The sequence below is a fragment of the Marinobacter sp. 1_MG-2023 genome (assembly GCF_030549045.1).
In the GTDB taxonomy this organism is placed as follows: Bacteria; Pseudomonadota; Gammaproteobacteria; order Pseudomonadales; family Oleiphilaceae; genus Marinobacter.
The window spans coordinates 709,363-730,771 of sequence record NZ_JAUOST010000001.1 but is presented as its reverse complement, the minus strand read 5'-3'; the positions used below and the strand labels follow the sequence as shown (position 1 = coordinate 730,771).

Here is a 21,409-nt window from a genome sequence, read left to right as displayed (position 1 = left end):
CGTAACCTTCTGAATTACTCTGCACTATTCTCCGGCTCAGCTTTCTCCAGGGATGGCAATACCAGAACAGCACAGGGAGAATTGACCGAAACATACTCAACAGTCGCCCTGCGCATTGGCCAATGGCCACCACCTCCCCGGGAGACCAGCAACATAAGGTCCGCGCCCAGCTGGCCGGCCATACCCACCAGTTTTTCGCCAGTGTTCCCGGCTACCACATGCAGGTTGGCACTGCGGTTCATCGGCAGATATTTCCGGGCAAGCAAATCCAGTACGTCGTGGACCTCGGCCTCTTTCTTTTCCGGGGCATCCGGGGTTACATGCGGAAAAAAACCGGCCCCTCCGGGGCTGTATACACTGGCAAGGTGAAGCTCGCCGTCTTCAGCCAGCAGAGCGATGGCGGCCTCTAGCGCGCGCTTCCCCTCTCCGTCGTCTTCCGGGTCAATTGCGATCAATAGCTTCTGGTACATATTCGCTCTCCTGCTTGGTTCCAGAGCTCGCCTCCACTTCGGGGAAGGCTCGGCCGTGGACCAGTTCGTTCATACTGTAGCCACGGTAATCTGCGCGAAGCGCCCTGAACAACGCCACGGCCATGAAAATCAAAAGAATGCAAAAAGGCAGACCCAATGAGGTTATAACATTCTGCAGGGCATCCAGACCGCCCGCCAACAACAAGGTCGCGGCAATCACACCCTGGGCAACCGCCCAGAAAATGCGCTGGCGCACCAACGATGGCTGGTCATCGCGCCGAGTCAGCATATCGATAACCAGAGAGGCAGAATCGGACGAGGTGGTGAAGAACACCACGATAATGACCACACTCAGGGCAGATGCCAGGCCGGAAAAAGGAAAGGCCTCCAGAAAGGCAAAAATCGCCACTGACGGGTCTTTATGTACCTGCTCCGCCAGCGCGATTTCTCCACCCATCTCAACATTGATCGCGGATAACCCGAAGATGCCAAACCAAACGAGCGTAAAGGCTGTGGGCGCAAACAGCACTCCGGCAACAAACTCGCGAATGGTTCGCCCCCGGGAAATCCGGGCAATGAAGATTCCTACATAAGGCGCCCAGGAAATCGTCCATGCCCAATAGAACAGGGTCCACTGCCTCTGCCAGTCCGTTTCTTTGAAGGTTTCTGTCCAGAATGCCAGCCATGGCAAGGCATCAAAATAATCCCCCACGCTTTGCACCATCCCTTCCGCAATGAACACCGTAGGCCCTGCAATGAGAACGAAGGCAAGCAAAGCCATAGCCAGCAGAATATTAAGCTGGGAAAGCCGCCTTACGCCCTTATCCAGCCCCAACGCCACCGATGTAGCGGCAATGCTGGTAATAACCGCAATCAGCGCAACCTGCACCAGACCGGAGGAAGGTGTACCAAACAGATAATTCAGGCCGCTGTTCAACTGCAGCGTCCCCAGCCCCAGGGATGTCGCTACGCCAAACAAAGTGCCGAGCACAGCAATAACATCCACCGTCCAGCCCCATGGGCCGTAGACCCGCTCCCCAAGTATCGGGTAAAACAGACTGCTGATGCGCATGGGCAAGTTGTGTCGGTAGGCAAAGTAACCGATCGCCAGGCCCGGCAAGGCAAAGATGGTCCAGGTGTGCAAGCCAAAGTGATAGAGCGCTATGGTCATAGCGTCGCTGGCAGCCCGTTCAGAGCCGGGTTGTACGCCGTCAAAAGGTGGGCTGGAGAAGTGCGATACAGGTTCTGCAACACCCCAGAACATCAGAATGGTGCCTATGCCGGCAGCGAACAGCATGGTAAACCAGGTAAGGTTGGAATAATCGGGGCGGCTGTCGTCAGCACCCAGGCGGATATCGCCATAACGGCTCACGGCCAGGCCAAGCAGAAAAATCAGTAAGGCGCTAACAGAGAGGATATAAAACCAGCCAAGATTACGAGCCACCCAACCGGTCAGCAGGCCAAAGCTGCCAGCAACAGCTTCATCAAACGGCACCGCAAGAGCAACAAACAGGGTGGCCACACCGGCCGAGGTAAAAAACACCCCCGGTATGGTCTGCAATCCCAACCGACGTTGCAGCCGCTCCAGCACATGAACCTCCGTTTCTTGTGAAAAATCCCCGAAAGGCCTTACGCTACCACATGAAACCATGTGTTGTGTGGCGGATTCAGAACATTCCCAGGGCATCGACAGAGGCAATCGAACGTGAAAATCGGTGAACTCGCAAAAGCCACGGCCATTCCCGTGGAAACCATCCGGTACTATGAAAAAATCGGTCTGCTACCCAACCCGGACCGCGACACCAACGGTTACCGCACCTACCGTAACTCACATCTGGGGCGCCTTTTGTTTATCAAGCGCTGCCGGAGTCTTGATATGGCCCAGGATGAGATACGCGAACTGATCCGGCTTTCAGAAACCCCTGAAGCAGATTGCCAGGAAGTCGATGCGCTGCTGGCCCACCACCTGAACCATGTACGCGACCGACTGAAAGAGCTGAAAAACCTTGAGAAAACCCTGCAGCAACTGCAAAAAGCCTGCTCGGATGCAGGTACAGTAAAGGAGTGTGGCATTCTGGACGGACTCAACGCCGAAATCGAGGGTCTTCAGTCCAAGAGCAGAGACCACGAGAATCACGTGCCTGGTACCCACAGACCAGGTTACGGTTAAGATCCCGGCCAAAACGGCTCACTATAATATTTGATGCGGGGTAGGCTGGGGCTATCTGGCGGTTGTTCTTGATCTGAGCGCGAAGTAATTCATTGGCTGGGCCATGTCGTCGCCGCCAGGCAGCGACTGCAAGACAGTGAACCACTGGATGACAGCCCACAATCGCCATTTTGACCCAGCACCTCTTTGTATAACGCCAAACATGCCGAAGCTATATCACTTTGTAACGTATTTGGAAGCTATGCAGTCGCGACGAGTGATCGTCTGACTCGTTAATTGCCCCCCTGTGCACGCTGAAGAATGATTTTAGCCATCGCGATAACTGGTGCATCAACCATCTGGCCATCGACCTTAAAGGCTCCGTTACTAGATTCAGCCGCGTAGATAACTTGCTGGGCCCACTCCACCTGCTCCTGAGCGGGAGCAAAACCAGATTGCACTGTAGCAACCTGTTTCGGATGAATACACAACATGCCGGAAAAACCCATATTCCGAGCCCGTTGCACGCGGGCCAACAAGGCCTCTTTGTCATCAAAGTCTGGAAATACCGTTTCAATGGGCGGCAAAAGTCCAGCTGCCCTAGAACTGACCAGAATTTGATACCGGCATTGATCCATGATGGTTTCAGCACCGGAGGTGTTGCCTTCGATACCAAGGTCATGGCAGAGGTCAAGTCCACCATAACTCAACCGGTTAACAGCAGGCGAAGCGGCAATTGAATTGATGGCAACCAAGCCTTTGGCACTTTCAATTAGGGGAACAACAGGCTTACACGCCGTCGCCACCCCGTCGATATCTTGTGCCGATTCAGCTTTCGACAGCATAATGCCGATCACCCTATCCTGCCGGCTGCACAGCGCCAGATCCTCTTCGAAAAATGTTGTGCCACGGGCGTTGATCCGAACGTAAATGCCAGGACCGTCATGCTCATTCAGAAAATCGTCCAGCGCTTGCCGTGCAGCTTCCTTGGCCTCAGCCGGCACCGCATCCTCGAGATCCACAATGATCGCTTCAGCACCGCTAGCAAAAGCCTTTGCTATCCTCTCCGGCCTAGAAGCCGGTACAAATAGCATTGTTTTAGGATTGTCGTGTGTCATTATCAGGAACCTGTTGTCGACATTCTGTTACTGGTCAAACCAGACTAGGACTTTCAAATTGCTCAATTCGGGAGACACGCCGTGTGCTAGGTTCTCCACCGGCACATTGGCGTCCGCCAAAAACTAATGCAGTATTATGAGCGCTCAAGAGGCAACGACCTATTTTGCAACTGTCCACATGGTCGCCTCTACGCTTCTCTGGATTACCCGATAGTTCAGAATGAACGCGGCAGTTCCAGCAGATGTTCGGCCACATATGACAAAATCAGGTTGGTGGAGATTGGCGCTACCTGATATAGGCGGGTTTCACGAAATTTTCGCTCGACATCATATTCAGTTGCAAAGCCAAAGCCACCATGGGTCTGTAGGCATACGTTGGCAGCTTCCCAAGACGCCTCTGCCGCTAGGTATTTGGCCATATTGGCGCTCGCACCGGCATTTCGACCACTCTCGTATTCCTCACAGGCACGCCAGCGCATAAGATCCGCCGCTTCGACGTTTATATGCGCTTTCGCGATAGGAAACTGAACACCTTGGTTTTGACCGATTGGCCGGCCAAACACCTCACGCTCACTGGCGTACTTGCGAGCTTTTTCAATAAACCAGCGACCGTCGCCAATACACTCGGCAGCGATCAACGCTCGCTCGGCATTGAGGCCATCGAGAATATAGCGAAAACCCTTGCCTTCTTCCCCAATCAAGTTTTCAGCGGGCACTTCCAGATTGTCGAAGAAGAGCTCATTGGTTTCATGGTTCACCATATTGGCAATCGGCTGCACCGTAAGACCATTACCGATGGCATGATGCAGATCAACAATAAAAATCGACATTCCTTCGGATTTACGACTTACCTCTCCCAGCGGAGTAGTGCGGGCAAGGAGGATCATCAGGTCCGAATGCTGGATCCGTGAAATCCAAACTTTTTGTCCATTGATGATGTATTTGTCGCCCTTGCGCACAGCTGTGGTTTTGATCTTTGTGGTATCTGTGCCCGTCGTAGGCTCAGTGACCGCCATGGACTGCAGGCGCAATTGCCCAACGGCAATTTTTGGCAGGTAATTCTGCTTTTGCTCTTCGCTGCCGTGGCGTAGCAAGGTAAACATGTTATACATCTGGCCGTGGACTGTACCGGAGTTACCACCGTTCCGGTTTACTTCTTCCAAAATAACCGAGGCCTCCGCCAGACCTAGTCCGGAGCCACCATATTCTTCCGGAATCATGGCCGCCAGCCAGCCAGCTTCGGTCATCGCCGTAACAAACTCTTCCGGAAACGCTTTGCGCTCGTCTACGCCGCGCCAGTATGCTGCATCGAAGTTTTGACACAAACCACGGACACCTTCCCGAATGTCTTCAAATTCTTGTAGCGCTGGATTCATCATACGTTATTCTCCTCGAATTCAATTTCAGCTTCATGGGCCGGGCCATCTTCGTTGGTAGCCCAGAGTATGGCTTTACCGACATCGCTGATCCGACCTTCAACGTTGAAAGACTTGTTCAATGTCAACGGTCTTAATCCTTTATATGACAGGCGCACCGGCTTAAGTCCCGAATTGGCATCCAGAAAAGCCTGCACCATCAATGTGGCAATTAGCGGGCCGTGTACAACCAGATCAGGGTAACCCTCTACCTCGGTGGTGTAGGGCCGATCGTAATGAATACGATGTCCATTAAAAGTAACTGCGGAATAGCGGAACAGGAGCAGCGGCGACGGTGTAATTTCCTCACTCCACTGGGCTTCATTCACCGGCTTATCCAAAGTCAGTTTCGGGGCTGCGGGCGCTTTATAAACGATGTCCTGCTCTTCACTAAGGCACAGTTGGCCGTTCTGGCGGAACTCATGCTCAACCATCACAAACAACAACTTCCCAGAGCGGCCGTTTTTTTCGACGACCGATTTGATACGGGACTGTCGCTCTGCCAGCTGCCCGGTTAACAGTGGGTGATGGAATTCAACCCTGCCACCAGCCCACATGCGAGTATTCCCTTCAGACTTCGGCAAGAATTCACCCGGCGCGATATGGCCATCCAGCCCGGTTCCGGAAGGTGGAACCGGAATCTGAAAGAAGGCCCAGTGCCAAAGAGGGCATAAAGCACTTCCTTCTTGTGGGGAAGGTCGTGCCAACATGGCGGCAATACGATCTGCATGGGAGGCATCAAGCTTATCAACGCAAGATTCCTGTTTGCCAACCCAGTCCTCAGGTATTTTTGACATTGAACTGCCTCTATCAATGCGTATTTTGCGTTTTAAAAACGAAGTTGAATGCAACCGGATCTCAAGCTCGCTCGAAAATCGCAGCGATGCCCTGCCCGCCCCCAACACACATAGTTTCCAGGCCGTAACGGCTGTTACGGCGCTTCATTTCATGCAACAGACTGGTCATGATGCGAACGCCTGTCGCACCGATGGGATGCCCGAGAGAAATGCCAGAGCCATTAACATTAAGGCGGTCGTGATCGTCCCATCCCCACTCTTTGAGTACTGACAGAACCTGACAGGCAAAGGCTTCGTTAACTTCAACCAATCCCATGTCGTTGAAGCCAAGCCCCGTTTTACGGAACAGCTTTTCAACCGCCGGAACCGGGCCGATTCCCATGAGCCCCGGGTGACAGCCCGCTGCAGACCAACCCACCATGAACCCCATAGGGTCTAGATTCAGTTCCGCCAACTTGTCTTCAGCCACAATCAGACAGGCCGCTGCTGCATCGCTTTGCTGGCTGGAGTTGCCCGCTGTCACAGTGCCATCTTTGATAATAGAGCGGAGGTTACCGAGGGTATCCATGGTGGTAGTAGGACGAATACCTTCATCCCTGAAGAACACTTCAGCCTCACCATTGCGCTGCGGAATGGAGATATGTACCACTTCATCGTTAAACCGACCTCCCTCCCACGCCGCAGCAGCACGTTGGTGACTGCGCATGGCATAAGCATCTGCGTCTTCGCGTGAAATCTGGTATTTCGTAGCCAGGTTTTCCGCCGTCTCGATCATCCCGGAGATATAGCCGAACCGATCACTCGGCTGGGAACGCTCCCGACCACGCTCAAGCCGGTCATGCATGGTGACGGACCCAGCTTTCGTACCCCAACGCATATCCGTGGAGTAGTACTCGATGTTACTCATGCTCTCAACGCCACCCGCAACAACCACATCGCAAGCACCGGACTCCACCATCATCACCGCATTAATGATGGCCTGCAGGCCGCCGCCACAGCGACGGTCCACCTGCATACCCGGCACATTCTCAGGCAAGCCGGCGTGTAATGCGGCCCAACGCCCCACACAGGGAACTTCGCTGTTAGCGTAAGATTGCGCGACGATCACATCCTCAATCAATGCAGGGTCAATCGCTGACCGCTTGATGGTTTCCTTGACCACGGTCGCGATCAGATCTTCAACTGATACAGGTCGCAGTGCCTTACCAAATGCGCCCACACCGGTACGTACAGGAGAAACTATGGCTGCTCGTCGTTGTTGCATGATGTCACCTCAAGGGTTTCGTTATTCAAGGAGAGGCTAATGACTTCTAGGTCAGTCACTCAGTGCGCTTGGGTGCACATTCAAAGGAGTGATGCTTACGTCCATATATGGAAAGAGCGGCAGAGATGTCAGCAAGTCATGGAGCTCCTGATTAGAGTCGACATCAAATACACTTACGTTGGAATATTTTCCTGTAACCCGCCACAAATGCGGCCATTTTCCCTGCCGCTGTATTTCCAGGGCACGGTGTTTTTCTTCGTCCTTGATTCGCACAAACTCGTCAGGCGCCAGGTGGGTCGGTGGATTCACTTTCATCTGTACAAGAAATAGCATAGGGTCACTCCCGAAATATTTTTGTATAACTAATGGGAAATCCGAAATTCAGCAGAGTTCCTGCGTATAGATCGGCTTAAGTTGTCCGATAAAGGTCTTTCCGTGCTCAAACCACGCTTTTCGGATATCAGAGGCAAGATATTCTTCGTACTTTTCAGAACCTTCAAACCAGCATTCCGCCACCGCATCAAACGGTCCGATATCGAGATAAGGCACGTGGGTATCTGATGGCTCCTCGTTCACCAGTCGCACCTCATATTTGTGCAATGCAGGAACGTCATGAGACATGTCGTAATGAACCTGACACTCCTCGGCAAATTTTGATGGTGTCATTCCCTCCGGTCTTACCAGAAGGTAAACAATTCTTATCATAATGAACTTCCTCGGCAGGTCTCTGACAGCATGGAGAAATCAATCTCCACTCCGGTCTGTTGCTGAACTTGGTCGAAAGTTAGCTCAGGGTTGATATACAGAGCTTTCACTTTGCTTCCGTGTTGGATCGGCTCAAACGTTCCCATATTTGTGTAGATTCGGGTCACGCAGCCAAGCCCTGTCGGCGGGTAGGTCAAGGTCCGGACAATTTTGGGCTTACCCTGCCTATCCACATGATCCATCATCACGAAAATCTGTTGAGCTCCAATGGCAAGGTCCATAGCACCACCAACAGCTGGAACTGCTTGGGGGTCGCCGGTATGCCAATTCGCAAGATCACCACTAGCGGAAACCTGGAAGGCTCCCAGCACGCAGATATCAAGATGTCCTCCGCGCATCATTGAAAAGGAGTCTGCATGGTGAAAAAACGCCGCACCAGGCAGTAGCTTGATGGGCACCTTGCCTGCATTGATCAGGTCCGAATCCTGCTCGCCCTCCGGCGCATCAATCCATCGGCCCAGCACGCCATTTTCCGTGTGCAATATGACCTCTTTGTCCTCGGTACCTAAGCGGTTAGCCACTAGGGTAGGCAAACCAATTCCCAAGTTCAGGTAAGCTCCTTCCGGTACGGCTTCGGCCACCCGACCCGCTAGCGCAACTCTCTCTTCTATATTCACGACTTCCACCTTTTATCGCCCAAATCAGAGCGACCTCCGATGTTGAAAAAATAATCCACGTAAATACCGGGAGTAACGATATTTTCCGGGTCCAGTTCGCCGGTCTGCGCTACCTCACTGACTTCTACAATTGTGATGTCTGCAGCCATGGCCATTACCGGCCCAAAATTGCGAGCTGTTTTGTTGTAAACAAGGTTACCGAATCGGTCTGCAGCCTTTGCCTTGATAAGGGCAACATCAATCTTGATGGGGTGCTCCAATACATACTGAATGCCGTCTATCTCTCGGGTTTCTTTTCCTTCAGCCAGAGCAGTGCCATACCCAGTCGGTGTAAAGAACGCACCAATACCAGCCCCCCTGGCACGCAAGCGTTCAGCTAAATTGCCTTGTGGAACCAGCTCCAGTTTCAATTCACCATTTCGATAGAGCTCTTCGAAAACGTAAGCGTTTTTCATACGAGGAAACGAACAGACAATTTTGCTGACCTTGCCCGTTTTCAGCAGAGCGGCAATACCCTCTTCGTTTTGTCCTGCGTTGTTACTCACTATCGTTAGATCTTTCGCATCACTATTTTCAATAAGCGAATCGATCAACACGTTCGGAGCTCCGGCCCCACCAAATCCCCCAATGGCAACAACATCGCCATCCTTTATCCGGGAAATCGCGTCCTCTGGACGGCTAATCTGTTTATTGATCATTGGAGACCCTTTTTGATTTCAACAAATAAATAACAAGGAATAGTAGATCGCTATATTAGTCACGAATTATTTAACAATAAGCAATCATCCAGACGTTGACGGAAGCCAAAGAACTAGACCAGGAAAAGCGATAAGTATTAAAACTAAAAAAAGAAGAGATAAAACGTAAATCATTACACCGGAAAATATCTTTTCCACGGCAATTTCAGCAGACTTTGAAACTACAAATACATTGATCCCTACCGGGGGAGTTACAATACCGATCTCTGCCAACAAGATAACAATAATACCGAACCACAGCGGATCAAACCCGAGACTTGTCACAAGCGGCAAAACCACAGGAACCGTCAAAATCAATATAGAGATAAGATCCAGAAACAACCCTAATACCAAATACATCAAAACGATCACTGCAAGTATCACATATGGAGAAACTTCTAAACTTCCAGCCCAAGAAATCATATCTCGTGTAACACCAGTAAACGTAATGAAGTAACCGAAAATGTGGGCGCAAACAATAATTAAACCAATCATGGCAGAGACAGAGCAAGTATTGAATAGCGCTTCGCCGAAACGTGAGCGAGTCAAATTACCTGATTTAGCCGCAATCAACAGTGCTCCGAAAGCACCTAAAGCTGAAGATTCAACCGGCGTGGCAATACCGCTATAGATAAGCCCAGTCACCAGTAGGAATAGAACAACAAATGGGCCAGCAACCTTTAGCGACTGTATCTTCTCGGCCATGCTGTAGTTCACGCTTTGCTCTGGCAGAGGGTTTCGCCACAATAAAACCTTGATGGTCAGTGCAATCGTCAATGCCACCAAAATGCCCGGCACGATTCCCGCAATCAGCAAATCGGCAATACTGACGCCACTCAAAAGCCCATAAAAAATCAAGGCCACACTGGGAGGGATTAGCATTGCAATGGTACCCGAAATAGCAGCAACACTGCCTGCCATACCATCGCTGTAACCCTGCTCCCGCATCGCTGGAATACTTGTTTTTGCAAGGGTCGCAGCGGCTGCAGTACTGGAACCAGAGATGGCCCCAAACGCTGCTCCAGTGACTACGGTGGCAATACCGATGCCACCACGAATATTATTAGTCCATTTTGCGATAGCCTTGAACAATGAAGAGGTAATACCACTTACCCCCATAAATTCAGCCATTAGAATGAACATGGGAATCGTGAGCAGCTCATAGGTAGTCAATGCTGAGCCGGGTGACGCTGTCAAAATACCTACAAGTACATCAGCGTTGGTAGCCAGGTAGATGCCAAGAGAGCCCGCTAATGCAAGGCTGATCGCAACTGGAACGCCAAAGGCCAGCAGGATAAAAAGTATTATGAACGGAAGATAGACTGTCATTTCTCAGCACCTACTAGTAGCAGCTGAAGGTGCTCCAAGCTGACAATTAACAACCGCAATGCAAAGGCCAGCGAACTGATAAATACAATGAAGTCGCCCGGCCACACGGGCCACGGAATCACGCCTCCCATCACCTCTCCATCCTGCCAGGCGTGATAGGCTTCAATCAGGTAAAACCAAGAGATGTAGGCGAATAGAACAACAGATATCAGACCAACTAAAAACAACACTAACCCACGCAATCGCCGATTAATGTAGGACGCAAAGTAATCCACTTTCAGATGGGTGCCGACTCTGAGCGCATAGGAAAAGGCCAAAAAATAGGAGCCTGGCAGGAGATACAACACAATGAAGTCAAACGACCAACTGAGCGGCATTGAGAGAACGTACCGCATGAATACATCCATACAAGTCACCACCATCGCCACCAGAATCATTAATGCGGCAATAGCAACCAAGAGGTTTTCTAGATGCCGTACAGGGCAATCTAAATATTTAACTGGACTGGGAGAATTGGCTAACGTGCTCAAATTGAAACCCTCTTTTTGTTATAAAGCCCGAGTCGTTGAAGAGCCAGCTACCAAGTTGCTGGCTCAAAGAGGAAGCCATCGCCCTGACGACGCACATATCCGCAATAGGGAGCGCCAAAATGAACTGGCAGCAGCAATGCAGACTCATCAGCCAACTCATTCAGCAGTTCCAAGCGAATTTCCCGCGCCTTTTCTTGCCAAATACAGTATCCGGAGTTGAACTCAGGACGCATGATCTGCAGAGGACTGTGGAAAATATCACCTGAGAAAACGCCGACTTCGCCCTTCGATTCCAGCCGGAAAACAACCTGCCCTGGACTATGGCCTTCCGCGCCATGCACTGTCAGGCAATCTGCAATTTCATCGCCAGGCCGCATCATCTTTCCAAGGCCCGCATCCATAATGGGCATCACGCTGTCGAAAAATGAGTCTCCAAAAACGTCGATGACGCCCGGCTCTTTGTTTTTACCTTCTTTGCAAAAAGTAAAATCATCAACCGGAAAGTGATAAGTCGCATTTGGAAAAGTAGGAGCCCAACGACCATCTTGCCAAGTGGTATTCCAACCGACATGATCAGCGTGCAAGTGAGTTATCACTACGTGAGTAACGTCTTCAGGAGCTGCTCCCGCCGCAACCAGCCACTCGCGAACAAGGCTGTTGAGCATGTGCATGCGCGGAATGCTTTCGCGAGGCTTGAAGTTGCCCACACCAGTATCAATAACAATAATGTCTGTGCCCGCCTGGACAACCCAAAATTGAATGGTGACGATCAGCTTCCCCATATGGGGCACCCAATGATTCGGTGCCATTTGACTTTCCAGCCGGTCAATATCCACGCGCTCTGCTTCTGGAAACAGGAAAGCTGGATCATGGGTGGGGCCGGAGTACTCGATAATATTTGTGACCTTAGCGTCACCGATTTGCCGAGTCTGAATCATTGCTGTCACCTTTAATATTGTTTCTTAAAATTATTACAGCCGAATTATTTTTAATAAATCATAGTTCTCAGCAGACCTTCAATATCTTCCAAGCGCGGTAAAACAGTCAATACATAAAAGCCAAAACCACTCTTAACGATATCTTAAACCCAAGCTACGGCAACGCATGGTAGGATAGCTGCCCGCTAACCCATTAACCAAGCATTAAAACCAACTAAACAAATGATAAATAGACCAGCACCATAACTCTGTTAGTTTTGAAACATGCCATTCATAAAAACCCAACAAAAAGGATAAAATATGAGCAAAAAAAATAGTCTTCTCATAGTGTGCGTAACAACAGCGCTGACCATAGGGTCAGTCGCTACCGCCAACGCCGAAGACAATGTAACTTTGCGATTCGCCGACTGGATGCCGGAATCCGCCTTTACGACAACCTACGGGGCCAAAGCATTCATGAAAAAAGTAGACGAACTGTCTGATGGTCGCATCAGTTTTCAATATTTTCCGGCCGAGCAACTGGGTAAAGGCTCCGAGGCCTTGACTCTGCTGCAATCAGGCGTAGCTGATATTGCCAACGTCGCACCAGCCTACCTCTCCGAGCACTTGCCTCTTTCGGCTGTGGTGGAACTCCCAGGCATGGTTACCGACTCCTGCACCGCTGCAGAAAAATTTAACGATCTGGTTCAACCTGGCGAGTCTCTTTACGAGGCAGAATACAAGAGAAAAAATATTCGACCTCTGTTTACTGCTAACCTTGGCCCCTATCGAATTCTTACCAATGGACAGAACTTATCCACACCACTGGATATTTCTGGGCTGAAGCTCCGCACTGCAGGGGGAGCCATGGCGATGACAGCTGACCGTTTAGGTGCAAATCCCATCCGCATGCAGGGCTCTGATGTATTACCGTCTCTGTCCCGAGGCACACTGGATGGCGTCTTCTGGGGCCTCATCAGTGTCGAGGACTGGAGCCTGGAAACAGCGCTGGACCAAATGGTTCCGAATTTGAGTGTTGGCAGCTTCAATGTCACATACTCTATCAGCGACCGGACTTGGGAAAAGCTTTCTCCGGAAAACAAAGAAATATTGACAAAAGCCGGTCAGTACGCCAATCAGAATCACTGCGACTATGTGAATCGCGCCGAGAAAGAGGCCATTTCTGTTTTAGAAGAAAAACACGGAATTTCACCGCTGTACTTGCCAGAAGCTGAGTTGAAGAACATTCAAGAAAAGCTAACCCAAGTACACAAGGACTGGGCGGAACCGTTAGAAAAACGCGGGCTGCCAGCAAACGCCGTAGTAGAACAAATGCTCTGATCATTCAAGACTGATCACTACGATAAACCCCCGCCCAACTGCGGGGGTTTATCGTCTAAGAGGTCTGAAAACCTCTTGTGGCTCAACCATTCGAATTCATGTAGTTTAAACTTACACTCGAACTGCTATATAACTGGATGGGGAACGATGGCGACCAAGTATGACCTAACTGATTTTCGGCTATTCATCAAAATTGCTGAGTCCGAGAGCATGTCTAGGGGTGCTGAGCAAAGCCACATGTCTGTCCCCGCCGCAAGCAACCGCATCCGTAATCTGGAAGACCAACTCGGACTGAGGCTGCTGCAAAGAAACTCCCAAGGGGTGAAGGTTACCAATGAAGGCAGGGTGTACCTGCATCATGCCCGCAAAATCACCTCACAACTGGAAGTTCTCACTGGGGACCTGCAGGAGTTCGCCCTAGGTATCACTGGGCAACTTAGGCTACTCGCCAACACCACAGCCATCACCGAGCTGCTTCCAAACATATTGGGAGATTACTTGCAGTCGCATCCCAGCGTGCATATCGAGATGAAAGAAAAAACCAGCGAGGAAATTGTTCGTACCGTCAAGGAAGGCGGCGCAGATCTTGGTATCGTGTCAGGCAATATTGTGACGGCCGGTTTACAGACTCTGCCATTTGCTGAGAGCCGCTTGATTATAATCTGCCCCAAAGGACACCCGATTTCAAAGCGCGATAGTATCAGTTTTGAAGAGTGTCTTTGCTACCCTCTTATCTCATTGTTGGAAGGCTCGGCGATCCACCAATTTCTGATGAAAGAAGCGGAGAAACTGCACATAACACTGAACATCCGAGTCCAAGTCGCGAGTTATGACGCCATCTACCGGATGGTGGTCGCCAATTTGGGCATCGCTATTGTTTCTGAGCTGGGGTTCGCCCGCCACAAGGGAACCAAAAATATAAAGCAGGTAAAACTGACTGACCACTGGGCAGAACGCAACTTCCAACTCTGTGCAGAGGATTTCGACACCCTGCCAACCTTCGCCCGTGAATTCTGCGACGACCTGAGGGCACTCAATCGTTAGGGCACATTCAGCCTCCAACTATAGCATTAACAACCGGAGTTCACTGGCCAGCCTCACTACATCGTATAGCGCCACAAGCTACCCAGTGTGTGCTAGCTTCAGCTCAATGCGAGCTCTTATCTAACCGCAGCTGGCTACAACCTTGCCATCAAACAACTTGCTGATTTCACTGCCGGTCAACCCCAACGTCTCCGCCAGGATCTCCTCGGTATGCTCACCGAGTTTTGGTGCACGGCGCACCGGGTCGCGGTTTACGCCAGTAAACTGAAGTGGGTGATCAGGCATTAGGTATGCACCAATTCCTGGCTGGTCTACCATCTGAAACATCGGGTTATCAGTGGAACAGTCAATATCTGAGTTCACAGTTTCATGGATGGTCTGATATTTACCCCAGCAAGCCCCCGCATTATCCAGTTCAGCGCTAACCTGACTGAATGGCCGCCGTTTGAACCAGGGCTTGAGGATGGCAGTAATTTCGTCTCGGCCGTGATAACGATCTCCCTCTTTACGGAAATCTAACCCCATCCGCTCCTGAAGCTCCTGAAGCTGATTTTCTGTGTCAGACACAGAAACAATAGCCTTCCACTGATTCGGGCTAACCCCCACAACCATTACCCGTTCACCATCATTACACTCGAAGGCCTGGCCAAAGGTACCAAAGATATTATTGCCGATGGCCTCACGCTCAGTCTCATTTATCATAGCTTCAGCGATATAGCCCAAATTGCCTAGCGTAGACAGAGCCACATCGGCCAAGGCAATTTTTACCAATTGGCCTTGGCGAGTACGGGAACGATGGCGCTCGGCAGCCAGCAAACCCAAAGCGATTTGCTGACCGGTGATTACATCCCAGGCTGGCATAGGGTTATTCAAGGGCGGAATCTCATCTGCCCGACCAACACCTGTGATAGAGGGGAAACCAACCTTACAGTTGACTGTGTAATCCAGCGCACTTCTCCCATGACGGTCACCGATAAGGTTCATATAGATCAGATCTTTCCGGAGTTCTTTTAAACGCTCATAGGAAAGCCAACCCTTGGCCGGGAAATTGGTGAGAAACATGCCACAATCGTCCCCCGGCAGGGTAATCAGCCGGGAGAGAATTTCTTGGCCTTCCGGTCGACGGATATCTACTGCGATGGACCGCTTGCCCTTATTCAAACTATGCCAGTAAAGACTCTCGTTGCTATTTGTCACAGGCCAGCGGCGATAGTCCATCCCGCCTCCAATGGGATCAAAACGAATGACGTCTGCCCCGAGCTGAGCCAGGGTCATGCCACCGGAGGGCGCCGCTACAAACGCGCTGCCTTCAATTACTCGGAGTCCGGACAGAATATTTTGCATATTGATCATCTCGGTATAGCCGCTGTTCGTCACCACTATAGGGACCAACTTGTATCGGCCAGTATTGTAAGTTTTCCAGGTGCTAGCGCCGGCAAGCTAAGACCAATATGCACAAGATATCGAGGCCAAGAGACAGCGTTTCCTTCTTTGAGAAGGCACACACATCCACAAGCAATTTCGTAAATTGCTTTGACCTGGAGGGTATTTTCATCAAGTACCAGACTGGCAGATTTCCGCTTGAGTTCGAAAAAAAATGCCGCCCCTTATCAACGGGCACCTCTCATAGAGCGGCATTAAGCCCCGCCTACATTGACGCCAGAAACAATTGGACCACAACAGTCGCAGCCACGGGATCATTAGACGGTGGTCGCGACACCAAAGTCCATTAGTCATTCCAAAAGAGGGGGTTATGGAATATTTAATTACTTGTTGAAGAATCGACCCATGTTGCTACGCAGTTAAGCCCTAAACCAGTTCTGCACCGATTATGCTGGACGAGATGACATTGTCGAGAAACCCGGCCGAAATTCGCGCCTACAACATTCTGTTGATACCTATCAGTATGAAAGCGAGAGAATAGCCGTACCTTTTAATCCTTGGCGCCAACACAATTGAATCCACGTTAGCTAAAAAATCTCCGCGGATTTCTGCTCGATAAAAAACCAGTTGTCTGTATCAAGCCCTAGCGCCAATCAGATTGCGGTGATTTCAACGGTGGCTTTGTACACCGCGAAGAGGTCTTAGCTGACACTAATAGCCTCCTGTAGGGCTCAACTAATCCCGTGCAATTTTCTTCTGCAAAAGACATGGTTGATATTGACCCTGTAGCAACTACAGGGCTTTTAATGTAAACCTACCTACTCAGGAGGTGTTTATGGCATGCAGTTGTTCTGGCCCGGAGCCGCAATCTCCGGCTCCCGGTTTTCGTCGCGCACTCTGGATTGCCCTGTGGGTGAACCTGGCCATGTTTTTTGTCGAAGGCGTCGCCAGTTTACAGTCCGGCTCGGTATCGCTGATGGCTGATGCCATCGATTTCTTTGGCGATAGCGCCAACTATATTCTGTCGCTTTCTGTGCTCTCAATGGGCATGCTCTGGCGTGGCCGGGCGGCCATGGTTAAAGGGATTACCATGGTGCTGTTCGGTATCGCCGTTTGGGCACGAGCCATCTGGGTTTTGGAACAAGGCATCACTCCCGAACCGCTTACCATGGGAGCGGTTGGTTTGCTGGCGCTGGTAGCAAACTCCGGCGTTGCCATTATGCTGTTCCGGTTTCGCAGTGGCGACTCAGACATGCGATCGGTTTGGCTATGCAGCCGTAATGATGCCATCAGCAACATCGCTGTCATGGCCGCCGCGCTGGGTGTTTTCGGCACTGCAAGTGCCTGGCCGGACCTTATCGTCGCCGCCATAATGGGCACTCTGGCCATCACGGCAGGAATCAGTGTGGTGCGCCATGCCCGGGTTGATATATCTGAGGCCCACACCCGAATCAGCAATGCCGGTACGGTGGAGAGCCACTGAGCCTCATGCAGGGCCAAAGACGCTAGAAGGCCAGAGAGATCATCACAGGAATGAACAACAGGGCGAAGAGTGTTGTAAGCATTACCGTGCCTGCGGCCTGTCGAGGAGAAGTGTCCAACAAAGTTGCAATGACAACGGTATTGGCTGCGATGGGAGTAATGGAGATCAGGAACATGGCTTTGTGCACCGCCGGTTCATAAATACCCAGCACCTGTGAGTCCAGCCACCAGAATGCCGTTGCAACTACCGGCCAAACGACAAACTTGCCAAAAAATGCCAGCGCGGTGAACCGCAGGTTACCCGCCAACCCACGGAAACTGGTAATGCTCATACCAATGATCATCATGCCCAGAATACTGTAGGCACCGCGCAGGTTATCGAAAAGCGGCATAAACACATCGGGAATGCCAACACCCGAAAGATTGAGGATCACCGCTGCCAGAAACGCATATACCGAAGGCAGCTTGGCGACTCGCCACAAAGACTCTTTCAGATCATATCGACCGCGCGCAGCCAGATAGAAGCCCACCGAGTTTTCAAACAGGGTGGTACCGAGCATGCAGACGATGTAGAGCCCCAGCCCTTCCTCGCCAAACAGCAACAACGCTACCGGCACCCCGAAATAGCCTGTATTGCCCGACCCCACACACAACGGAATGATGCTGGCACTGCCGTCAGTAATCACTCGCCGCGCCAGCTTAAGCTGCAGTATTCCCAAAACCGATGAAAGCCCGAACACCAAAAATGGCAGGAAGATCACCTCGGGTGAAAGCGGGGCCGCCATCACACCGGAGAACACCACCGACGGCGTAACAATATAAAGCATGATGCCCGCAATATGCTTGCCGCTGGCATCAAGGTAGCGGCCAGCCAGCCACCCGAGAGCAACCGTGACATAAAGCGGAATCAGTTTGATAAACAACGCCAGCGCAGCGGCCATGACGGCTCCGGACATTTGAATAGAAGAAAAACAGGGTGCGGAGTCTAACACCTACCCCTCTGGAGGTAACTCCCCGGCGCAGTAGAGTGATTTTCCGCAATGATTGATAATCATCAACAGCATTACGAATACATGTTTATATCCTAGTAGGGCTGTCAGGTATTCCACAACGACCAAGGAGAGAGACCAATGGCCGAGCGCTTTACCAAAAGCATGGCCAGAAACATATATCTGGGGGGAAGTACATTCTTCGTCCTGCTGTTTCTGGTCCTGACTTTTGATACCCAATCACGGGCGATGCCCGAAAGAGACAACAGGGATCAGCTTACTGAGCAGGTAGTCCGAGGCAAACATGTCTGGGAAAACAACAACTGCGTCGGCTGCCACTCCCTTATGGGTGAAGGTGCTTACTTTGCACCTGAACTTGCCAACGTATTCGACCGCCGTGGCGGGGCTGATAGCGAAGTCTTCAAGGCGTACATGAACGCCTGGATGAACGCCATGCCCACTAACGTGCCCGGTCGCCGGCAGATGCCGCAATTCAACCTGACTGACCAGGAAATCGACGATCTGTCTTCATTCCTAGAATGGACATCCAAGATCGACGATAACGGCTGGCCACCCAACATCGAAGGCTGAGGGAGCAGATATGAAATACGAATCTCAACGGGTCGCCATGCCCTACTTCATTTTTGCCCTGGTTCTGTTTGCCGGTCAGATCGTGTTTGGTCTGATTCTGGGCTTGCAGTACGTAGTGGGTGATTTCCTGTTCCCGGAAATACCCTTCAACGTAGCGCGAATGGTTCATACCAACCTGCTCATCGTCTGGCTGCTGTTCGGCTTTATGGGTGCAACCTACTACCTGGTGCCGGAAGAGGCACAGACCGAGCTATACAGCCCGCTGTTAGCGTGGATCCTGTTCTGGGTATTTGCCGTTGCCGGCACACTCACCATTCTTGGCTACCTGTTCGTTGACTACGCCACTCTGGCGGATGTCACCATGAACAGGCTCTTGCCAACCATGGGCCGGGAGTTCCTTGAACAACCTACGATTACCAAAATAGGCATACTTGTAGTGGTTCTAGGGTTCCTGTTCAACGTCATGATGACCGCACTGAAAGGCCGAAAAACCGTGGTCAACATTGTGCTGGTCACCGGCCTGATCGGTTTGGGAGTGCTCTGGCTGTTCTCCTTCTACAACCCGAGTAACCTGACCACCGACAAGTACTACTGGTGGTTCGTGGTTCACCTGTGGGTTGAAGGTGTGTGGGAACTGATCATGGGTGCCATCCTCGCCTACGTACTGATCAAGATTACCGGTGTAGACCGGGAAGTCATCGAAAAGTGGTTGTACGTGATCATCGCCATGGCACTGATTACCGGCATTATCGGCACCGGGCACCACTTCTTCTGGATCGGGCCACCCGAGTACTGGTTGTGGCTGGGCTCTGTGTTCTCAGCCCTGGAACCCTTGCCGTTCTTTATGATGGTGCTGTTCGCCTTCACCATGATTAACCGGCGCAAGCGTAATCACCCCAACAAGGCTGCAGCACTCTGGGCCATGGGGACGGCCGTGATGGCATTCCTGGGCGCGGGCGTATGGGGCTTCCTGCATACTCTGGCTCCGGTGAACTACTACACCCACGGCAGCCAGATCACTGCGGCTCATGGGCACATGGCGTTCTACGGTGCCTATGTCATGATCGTGCTCACCATCATTTCCTACGCCATGCCCATCATGCGTGGTCGGCCATACGGCAATAGCAACACCGCCCAGGTTGTGGAAATGTGGGGCTTCTGGCTGATGACCATCTCCATGGTTTTCATCACGCTGTTCCTGACCGGCGCGGGCATTCTGCAAATCTGGCTGCAGCGTATCCCTGAAAGCGGTGAAGCTCTGTCATTCATGGCCACCCAGGACAACATCGCCTTGTTCTACTGGATGCGCCTGATTGCCGGCTGCTTCTTCATGGCCGGGCTTGTTGTGTACTTCGGCAGTTTCCTGATCAAGGGACAAGCATCCCCTGCTGAGGAAGCCCGCGGCCCTGCACTGCAGGACGCGTAAACCCGCCAACAGTGAGCCCACAGGGCCGGAATCCGTTTCCGGCCCTGTCTATCCGGAAGTGATATTGTGACCGTGCAGCAAGCCAACCCAAAAGACACACTCCAGAGCAAGCGGCTGATCACACGCACTGCTTTCTTCGGGCTGTTCCTGCTGGCACCGGTTCTGAATATTTTTCGTTATGACCTGACGGAGACCCGGTTTGTTCTGCTTGGTTTCCCACTTTCATTCAATCTGAATCTCGACTGGGTGGCGCAAAGTTCTCCTATGGACGTCGCCAGCCAGATTCTGTTGTGGTTCATCCTTCCCATTCTGACACTCGTTCCCCTTGTGCTCTGGATTGCCTGGAAATGGGGCAGGATATACTGCGGCTGGCTGTGCCCACATTTTTCTGTAGTGGAAACCATTAACGATCTGATGACCCGCATTACCGGTCGCCCTACACTCTGGGAAGCCCTGAAAAAAGGTCGGCGCGGCAAGGCCATTCACTGGGCCGGCCTGACATTTGTATGTGCTCTTATTGGCTTTTCCTGGGCCCTGGCCATGCTGTCATACCTGTTGCCGCCCATTCCCCTGTACACCGACTTGGTCACTGGCAACCTGGCCTTCTACCCAGCCGTATTTCTGGCCGTGGCAACCACGGTTTTCACCCTGGATTTCCTGTTCGCCCGTCACCTGTTCTGCAAATATGGCTGCGCCTTTGGTGTTGTGCAGAGCATTGCCTGGATGACCAACGGCCGGGGACGACTGGTAACCTTTGATACAGCCCGCGCTGCGGCTTGCCGGGATTGCACCAAAGCCTGCGATGCAGCCTGCCCCATGCGATTGCCTACCCGCAGCCACAAACGCGCAAAATTCTCCTGCACCCAATGCCTGCAATGTGTAAGCGCATGCCGTGAGGTGCAAAAGAACAACCCCGAGGGCAGCCTGCTGCACTGGCAACCTGGCGAACCCAGCCGGCAGACCGTGCTGATCCCGGTGCACCAGTTACACACCAGCCACCAACCTGAGAGCAAACCCGCCAGACAGCGGGCTTAACAGGAGTTCA

The 21,409-nt window shown here is 51.7% G+C and carries 22 protein-coding genes; 7 read left to right on the top strand and 15 right to left on the bottom strand.

Annotated features, from left to right (window positions below; genetic code table 11):
- Nucleotides 1–14: 14 nt before the first annotated feature.
- A complete protein-coding gene (locus tag Q4606_RS03325; RefSeq protein WP_303606651.1) occupies nt 15–470 on the bottom strand; it encodes a universal stress protein in 456 nt (151 codons plus the stop codon).
- Nucleotides 442–2,061 (bottom strand): BCCT family transporter, encoded by a 1,620-nt coding sequence (locus tag Q4606_RS03320; RefSeq protein WP_303606650.1) that lies wholly within the window; start codon nt 2,059–2,061, stop codon nt 442–444. The genes Q4606_RS03325 and Q4606_RS03320 overlap by 29 nt, the downstream gene beginning before the upstream one ends.
- Nucleotides 2,062–2,175: 114 nt before the next feature.
- On the opposite strand from Q4606_RS03320, the gene cadR reads away from it, so the two are divergent.
- Nucleotides 2,176–2,640 (top strand): Cd(II)/Pb(II)-responsive transcriptional regulator, encoded by a 465-nt coding sequence (gene cadR / locus Q4606_RS03315; RefSeq protein WP_303606649.1) that lies wholly within the window; start codon nt 2,176–2,178, stop codon nt 2,638–2,640.
- A 272-nt stretch (nt 2,641–2,912) separates the two neighbouring features.
- On the opposite strand, the gene Q4606_RS03310 is transcribed toward cadR, so the two are convergent.
- The 11 genes from Q4606_RS03310 to Q4606_RS03260 all read right to left on the bottom strand — a co-directional run bounded on the left by Q4606_RS03310 (nt 2,913) and on the right by Q4606_RS03260 (nt 12,129).
- The gene (locus Q4606_RS03310) at nt 2,913–3,737 is read right to left on the bottom strand and encodes a CoA ester lyase (RefSeq protein WP_303606648.1); all 825 of its coding nucleotides are present in this window, start codon (nt 3,735–3,737) and stop codon (nt 2,913–2,915) included.
- A 215-nt stretch (nt 3,738–3,952) separates the two neighbouring features.
- Nucleotides 3,953–5,113, bottom strand: a complete 1,161-nt coding sequence (locus Q4606_RS03305; protein WP_303607003.1) for an acyl-CoA dehydrogenase family protein — start codon at nt 5,111–5,113, stop codon at nt 3,953–3,955.
- Nucleotides 5,113–5,949 carry a MaoC family dehydratase N-terminal domain-containing protein gene (locus Q4606_RS03300; protein WP_303606647.1) on the bottom strand — a complete coding sequence of 279 codons (837 nt, stop codon included), beginning with the start codon at nt 5,947–5,949 and terminating at the stop codon, nt 5,113–5,115. The genes Q4606_RS03305 and Q4606_RS03300 overlap by 1 nt, the downstream gene beginning before the upstream one ends.
- A 61-nt stretch (nt 5,950–6,010) precedes the next feature.
- Nucleotides 6,011–7,213 carry an acetyl-CoA C-acetyltransferase gene (locus Q4606_RS03295; RefSeq protein ID WP_303606646.1) on the bottom strand — a complete coding sequence of 401 codons (1,203 nt, stop codon included), beginning with the start codon at nt 7,211–7,213 and terminating at the stop codon, nt 6,011–6,013.
- 51 nt (nt 7,214–7,264) lie between these two features.
- Nucleotides 7,265–7,546 (bottom strand): muconolactone Delta-isomerase, encoded by a 282-nt coding sequence (catC, locus tag Q4606_RS03290; RefSeq protein WP_303606645.1) that lies wholly within the window; start codon nt 7,544–7,546, stop codon nt 7,265–7,267.
- Between the two features lie 48 nt (nt 7,547–7,594).
- Entirely contained in the window at nt 7,595–7,918 is a 324-nt protein-coding gene (locus tag Q4606_RS03285; RefSeq protein ID WP_303606644.1) for a 4-methylmuconolactone methylisomerase, read from the bottom strand.
- Complete coding sequence (locus Q4606_RS03280) at nt 7,915–8,595, bottom strand: CoA-transferase (RefSeq protein ID WP_303606643.1); 681 nt, start codon at nt 8,593–8,595, stop codon at nt 7,915–7,917. The genes Q4606_RS03285 and Q4606_RS03280 overlap by 4 nt, the downstream gene beginning before the upstream one ends.
- Complete coding sequence (locus tag Q4606_RS03275) at nt 8,592–9,293, bottom strand: 3-oxoacid CoA-transferase subunit A (RefSeq protein WP_303606642.1); 702 nt, start codon at nt 9,291–9,293, stop codon at nt 8,592–8,594. Before Q4606_RS03275 ends, Q4606_RS03280 begins: the two co-directional genes overlap by 4 nt.
- Before the next feature lie 84 nt (nt 9,294–9,377).
- A complete protein-coding gene (locus tag Q4606_RS03270) occupies nt 9,378–10,661 on the bottom strand; it encodes a TRAP transporter large permease (protein WP_303606641.1) in 1,284 nt (427 codons plus the stop codon).
- Nucleotides 10,658–11,191: a TRAP transporter small permease gene (locus Q4606_RS03265; protein WP_303606640.1), complete on the bottom strand. Its 534-nt coding sequence runs from the start codon at nt 11,189–11,191 to the stop codon at nt 10,658–10,660. Before Q4606_RS03265 ends, Q4606_RS03270 begins: the two co-directional genes overlap by 4 nt.
- 47 nt (nt 11,192–11,238) lie before the next feature.
- A complete protein-coding gene (locus Q4606_RS03260; protein WP_303606639.1) occupies nt 11,239–12,129 on the bottom strand; it encodes an MBL fold metallo-hydrolase in 891 nt (296 codons plus the stop codon).
- Between the two features lie 300 nt (nt 12,130–12,429).
- On the opposite strand from Q4606_RS03260, the gene dctP reads away from it, so the two are divergent.
- Nucleotides 12,430–13,449 carry a TRAP transporter substrate-binding protein DctP gene (dctP, locus tag Q4606_RS03255; RefSeq protein ID WP_368502300.1) on the top strand — a complete coding sequence of 340 codons (1,020 nt, stop codon included), beginning with the start codon at nt 12,430–12,432 and terminating at the stop codon, nt 13,447–13,449.
- A gap of 147 nt (nt 13,450–13,596) precedes the next feature.
- A complete protein-coding gene (locus tag Q4606_RS03250) occupies nt 13,597–14,493 on the top strand; it encodes a LysR family transcriptional regulator (protein WP_303606637.1) in 897 nt (298 codons plus the stop codon).
- A gap of 120 nt (nt 14,494–14,613) precedes the next feature.
- Here the strand turns inward: Q4606_RS03250 and Q4606_RS03245 are convergent, their stop codons facing one another.
- On the bottom strand, nt 14,614–15,837 hold the full coding sequence (locus Q4606_RS03245; protein WP_303606636.1) for a CoA transferase: 1,224 nt from the start codon (nt 15,835–15,837) through the stop codon (nt 14,614–14,616).
- A gap of 874 nt (nt 15,838–16,711) precedes the next feature.
- On the opposite strand from Q4606_RS03245, the gene Q4606_RS03240 reads away from it, so the two are divergent.
- Nucleotides 16,712–17,359: a cation transporter gene (locus Q4606_RS03240; RefSeq protein WP_303606635.1), complete on the top strand. Its 648-nt coding sequence runs from the start codon at nt 16,712–16,714 to the stop codon at nt 17,357–17,359.
- Between the two features lie 22 nt (nt 17,360–17,381).
- On the opposite strand, the gene Q4606_RS03235 is transcribed toward Q4606_RS03240, so the two are convergent.
- Nucleotides 17,382–18,299, bottom strand: coding sequence for an AEC family transporter (locus Q4606_RS03235; RefSeq protein WP_303606634.1), 918 nt, complete (start codon nt 18,297–18,299; stop codon nt 17,382–17,384).
- A 189-nt stretch (nt 18,300–18,488) separates the two neighbouring features.
- On the opposite strand from Q4606_RS03235, the gene Q4606_RS03230 reads away from it, so the two are divergent.
- The 3 genes from Q4606_RS03230 (at nt 18,489) to Q4606_RS03220 (ending at nt 21,399) form a co-directional block, all read left to right on the top strand.
- A complete protein-coding gene (locus Q4606_RS03230; protein WP_303596631.1) occupies nt 18,489–18,938 on the top strand; it encodes a cytochrome c in 450 nt (149 codons plus the stop codon).
- A gap of 10 nt (nt 18,939–18,948) precedes the next feature.
- Nucleotides 18,949–20,364 carry a cbb3-type cytochrome c oxidase subunit I gene (locus Q4606_RS03225; RefSeq protein WP_303606633.1) on the top strand — a complete coding sequence of 472 codons (1,416 nt, stop codon included), beginning with the start codon at nt 18,949–18,951 and terminating at the stop codon, nt 20,362–20,364.
- 66 nt (nt 20,365–20,430) lie between these two features.
- Entirely contained in the window at nt 20,431–21,399 is a 969-nt protein-coding gene (locus Q4606_RS03220; RefSeq protein ID WP_303596633.1) for a 4Fe-4S binding protein, read from the top strand.
- The last annotated feature ends 10 nt before the right edge of the window (nt 21,400–21,409 follow it).

Coding starts and splice junctions, on each gene's coding strand:
- Q4606_RS03325 (WP_303606651.1), bottom strand. CDS start 470: ATGTACCAGAAGCTATTGATCGCAATTGACCCGGAAGACGACGGAGAG.
- Q4606_RS03310 (WP_303606648.1), bottom strand. CDS start 3,737: ATGACACACGACAATCCTAAAACAATGCTATTTGTACCGGCTTCTAGG.
- Q4606_RS03305 (WP_303607003.1), bottom strand. CDS start 5,113: ATGAATCCAGCGCTACAAGAATTTGAAGACATTCGGGAAGGTGTCCGT.
- Q4606_RS03300 (WP_303606647.1), bottom strand. CDS start 5,949: ATGTCAAAAATACCTGAGGACTGGGTTGGCAAACAGGAATCTTGCGTT.
- Q4606_RS03295 (WP_303606646.1), bottom strand. CDS start 7,213: ATGCAACAACGACGAGCAGCCATAGTTTCTCCTGTACGTACCGGTGTG.
- catC (WP_303606645.1), bottom strand. CDS start 7,546: ATGCTATTTCTTGTACAGATGAAAGTGAATCCACCGACCCACCTGGCG.
- Q4606_RS03285 (WP_303606644.1), bottom strand. CDS start 7,918: ATGATAAGAATTGTTTACCTTCTGGTAAGACCGGAGGGAATGACACCA.
- Q4606_RS03275 (WP_303606642.1), bottom strand. CDS start 9,293: ATGATCAATAAACAGATTAGCCGTCCAGAGGACGCGATTTCCCGGATA.
- Q4606_RS03270 (WP_303606641.1), bottom strand. CDS start 10,661: ATGACAGTCTATCTTCCGTTCATAATACTTTTTATCCTGCTGGCCTTT.
- Q4606_RS03260 (WP_303606639.1), bottom strand. CDS start 12,129: ATGATTCAGACTCGGCAAATCGGTGACGCTAAGGTCACAAATATTATC.
- dctP (WP_368502300.1), top strand. CDS start 12,430: ATGAGCAAAAAAAATAGTCTTCTCATAGTGTGCGTAACAACAGCGCTG.
- Q4606_RS03250 (WP_303606637.1), top strand. CDS start 13,597: ATGGCGACCAAGTATGACCTAACTGATTTTCGGCTATTCATCAAAATT.
- Q4606_RS03245 (WP_303606636.1), bottom strand. CDS start 15,837: ATGCAAAATATTCTGTCCGGACTCCGAGTAATTGAAGGCAGCGCGTTT.
- Q4606_RS03240 (WP_303606635.1), top strand. CDS start 16,712: ATGGCATGCAGTTGTTCTGGCCCGGAGCCGCAATCTCCGGCTCCCGGT.
- Q4606_RS03235 (WP_303606634.1), bottom strand. CDS start 18,299: ATGGCCGCTGCGCTGGCGTTGTTTATCAAACTGATTCCGCTTTATGTC.
- Q4606_RS03230 (WP_303596631.1), top strand. CDS start 18,489: ATGGCCGAGCGCTTTACCAAAAGCATGGCCAGAAACATATATCTGGGG.
- Q4606_RS03225 (WP_303606633.1), top strand. CDS start 18,949: ATGAAATACGAATCTCAACGGGTCGCCATGCCCTACTTCATTTTTGCC.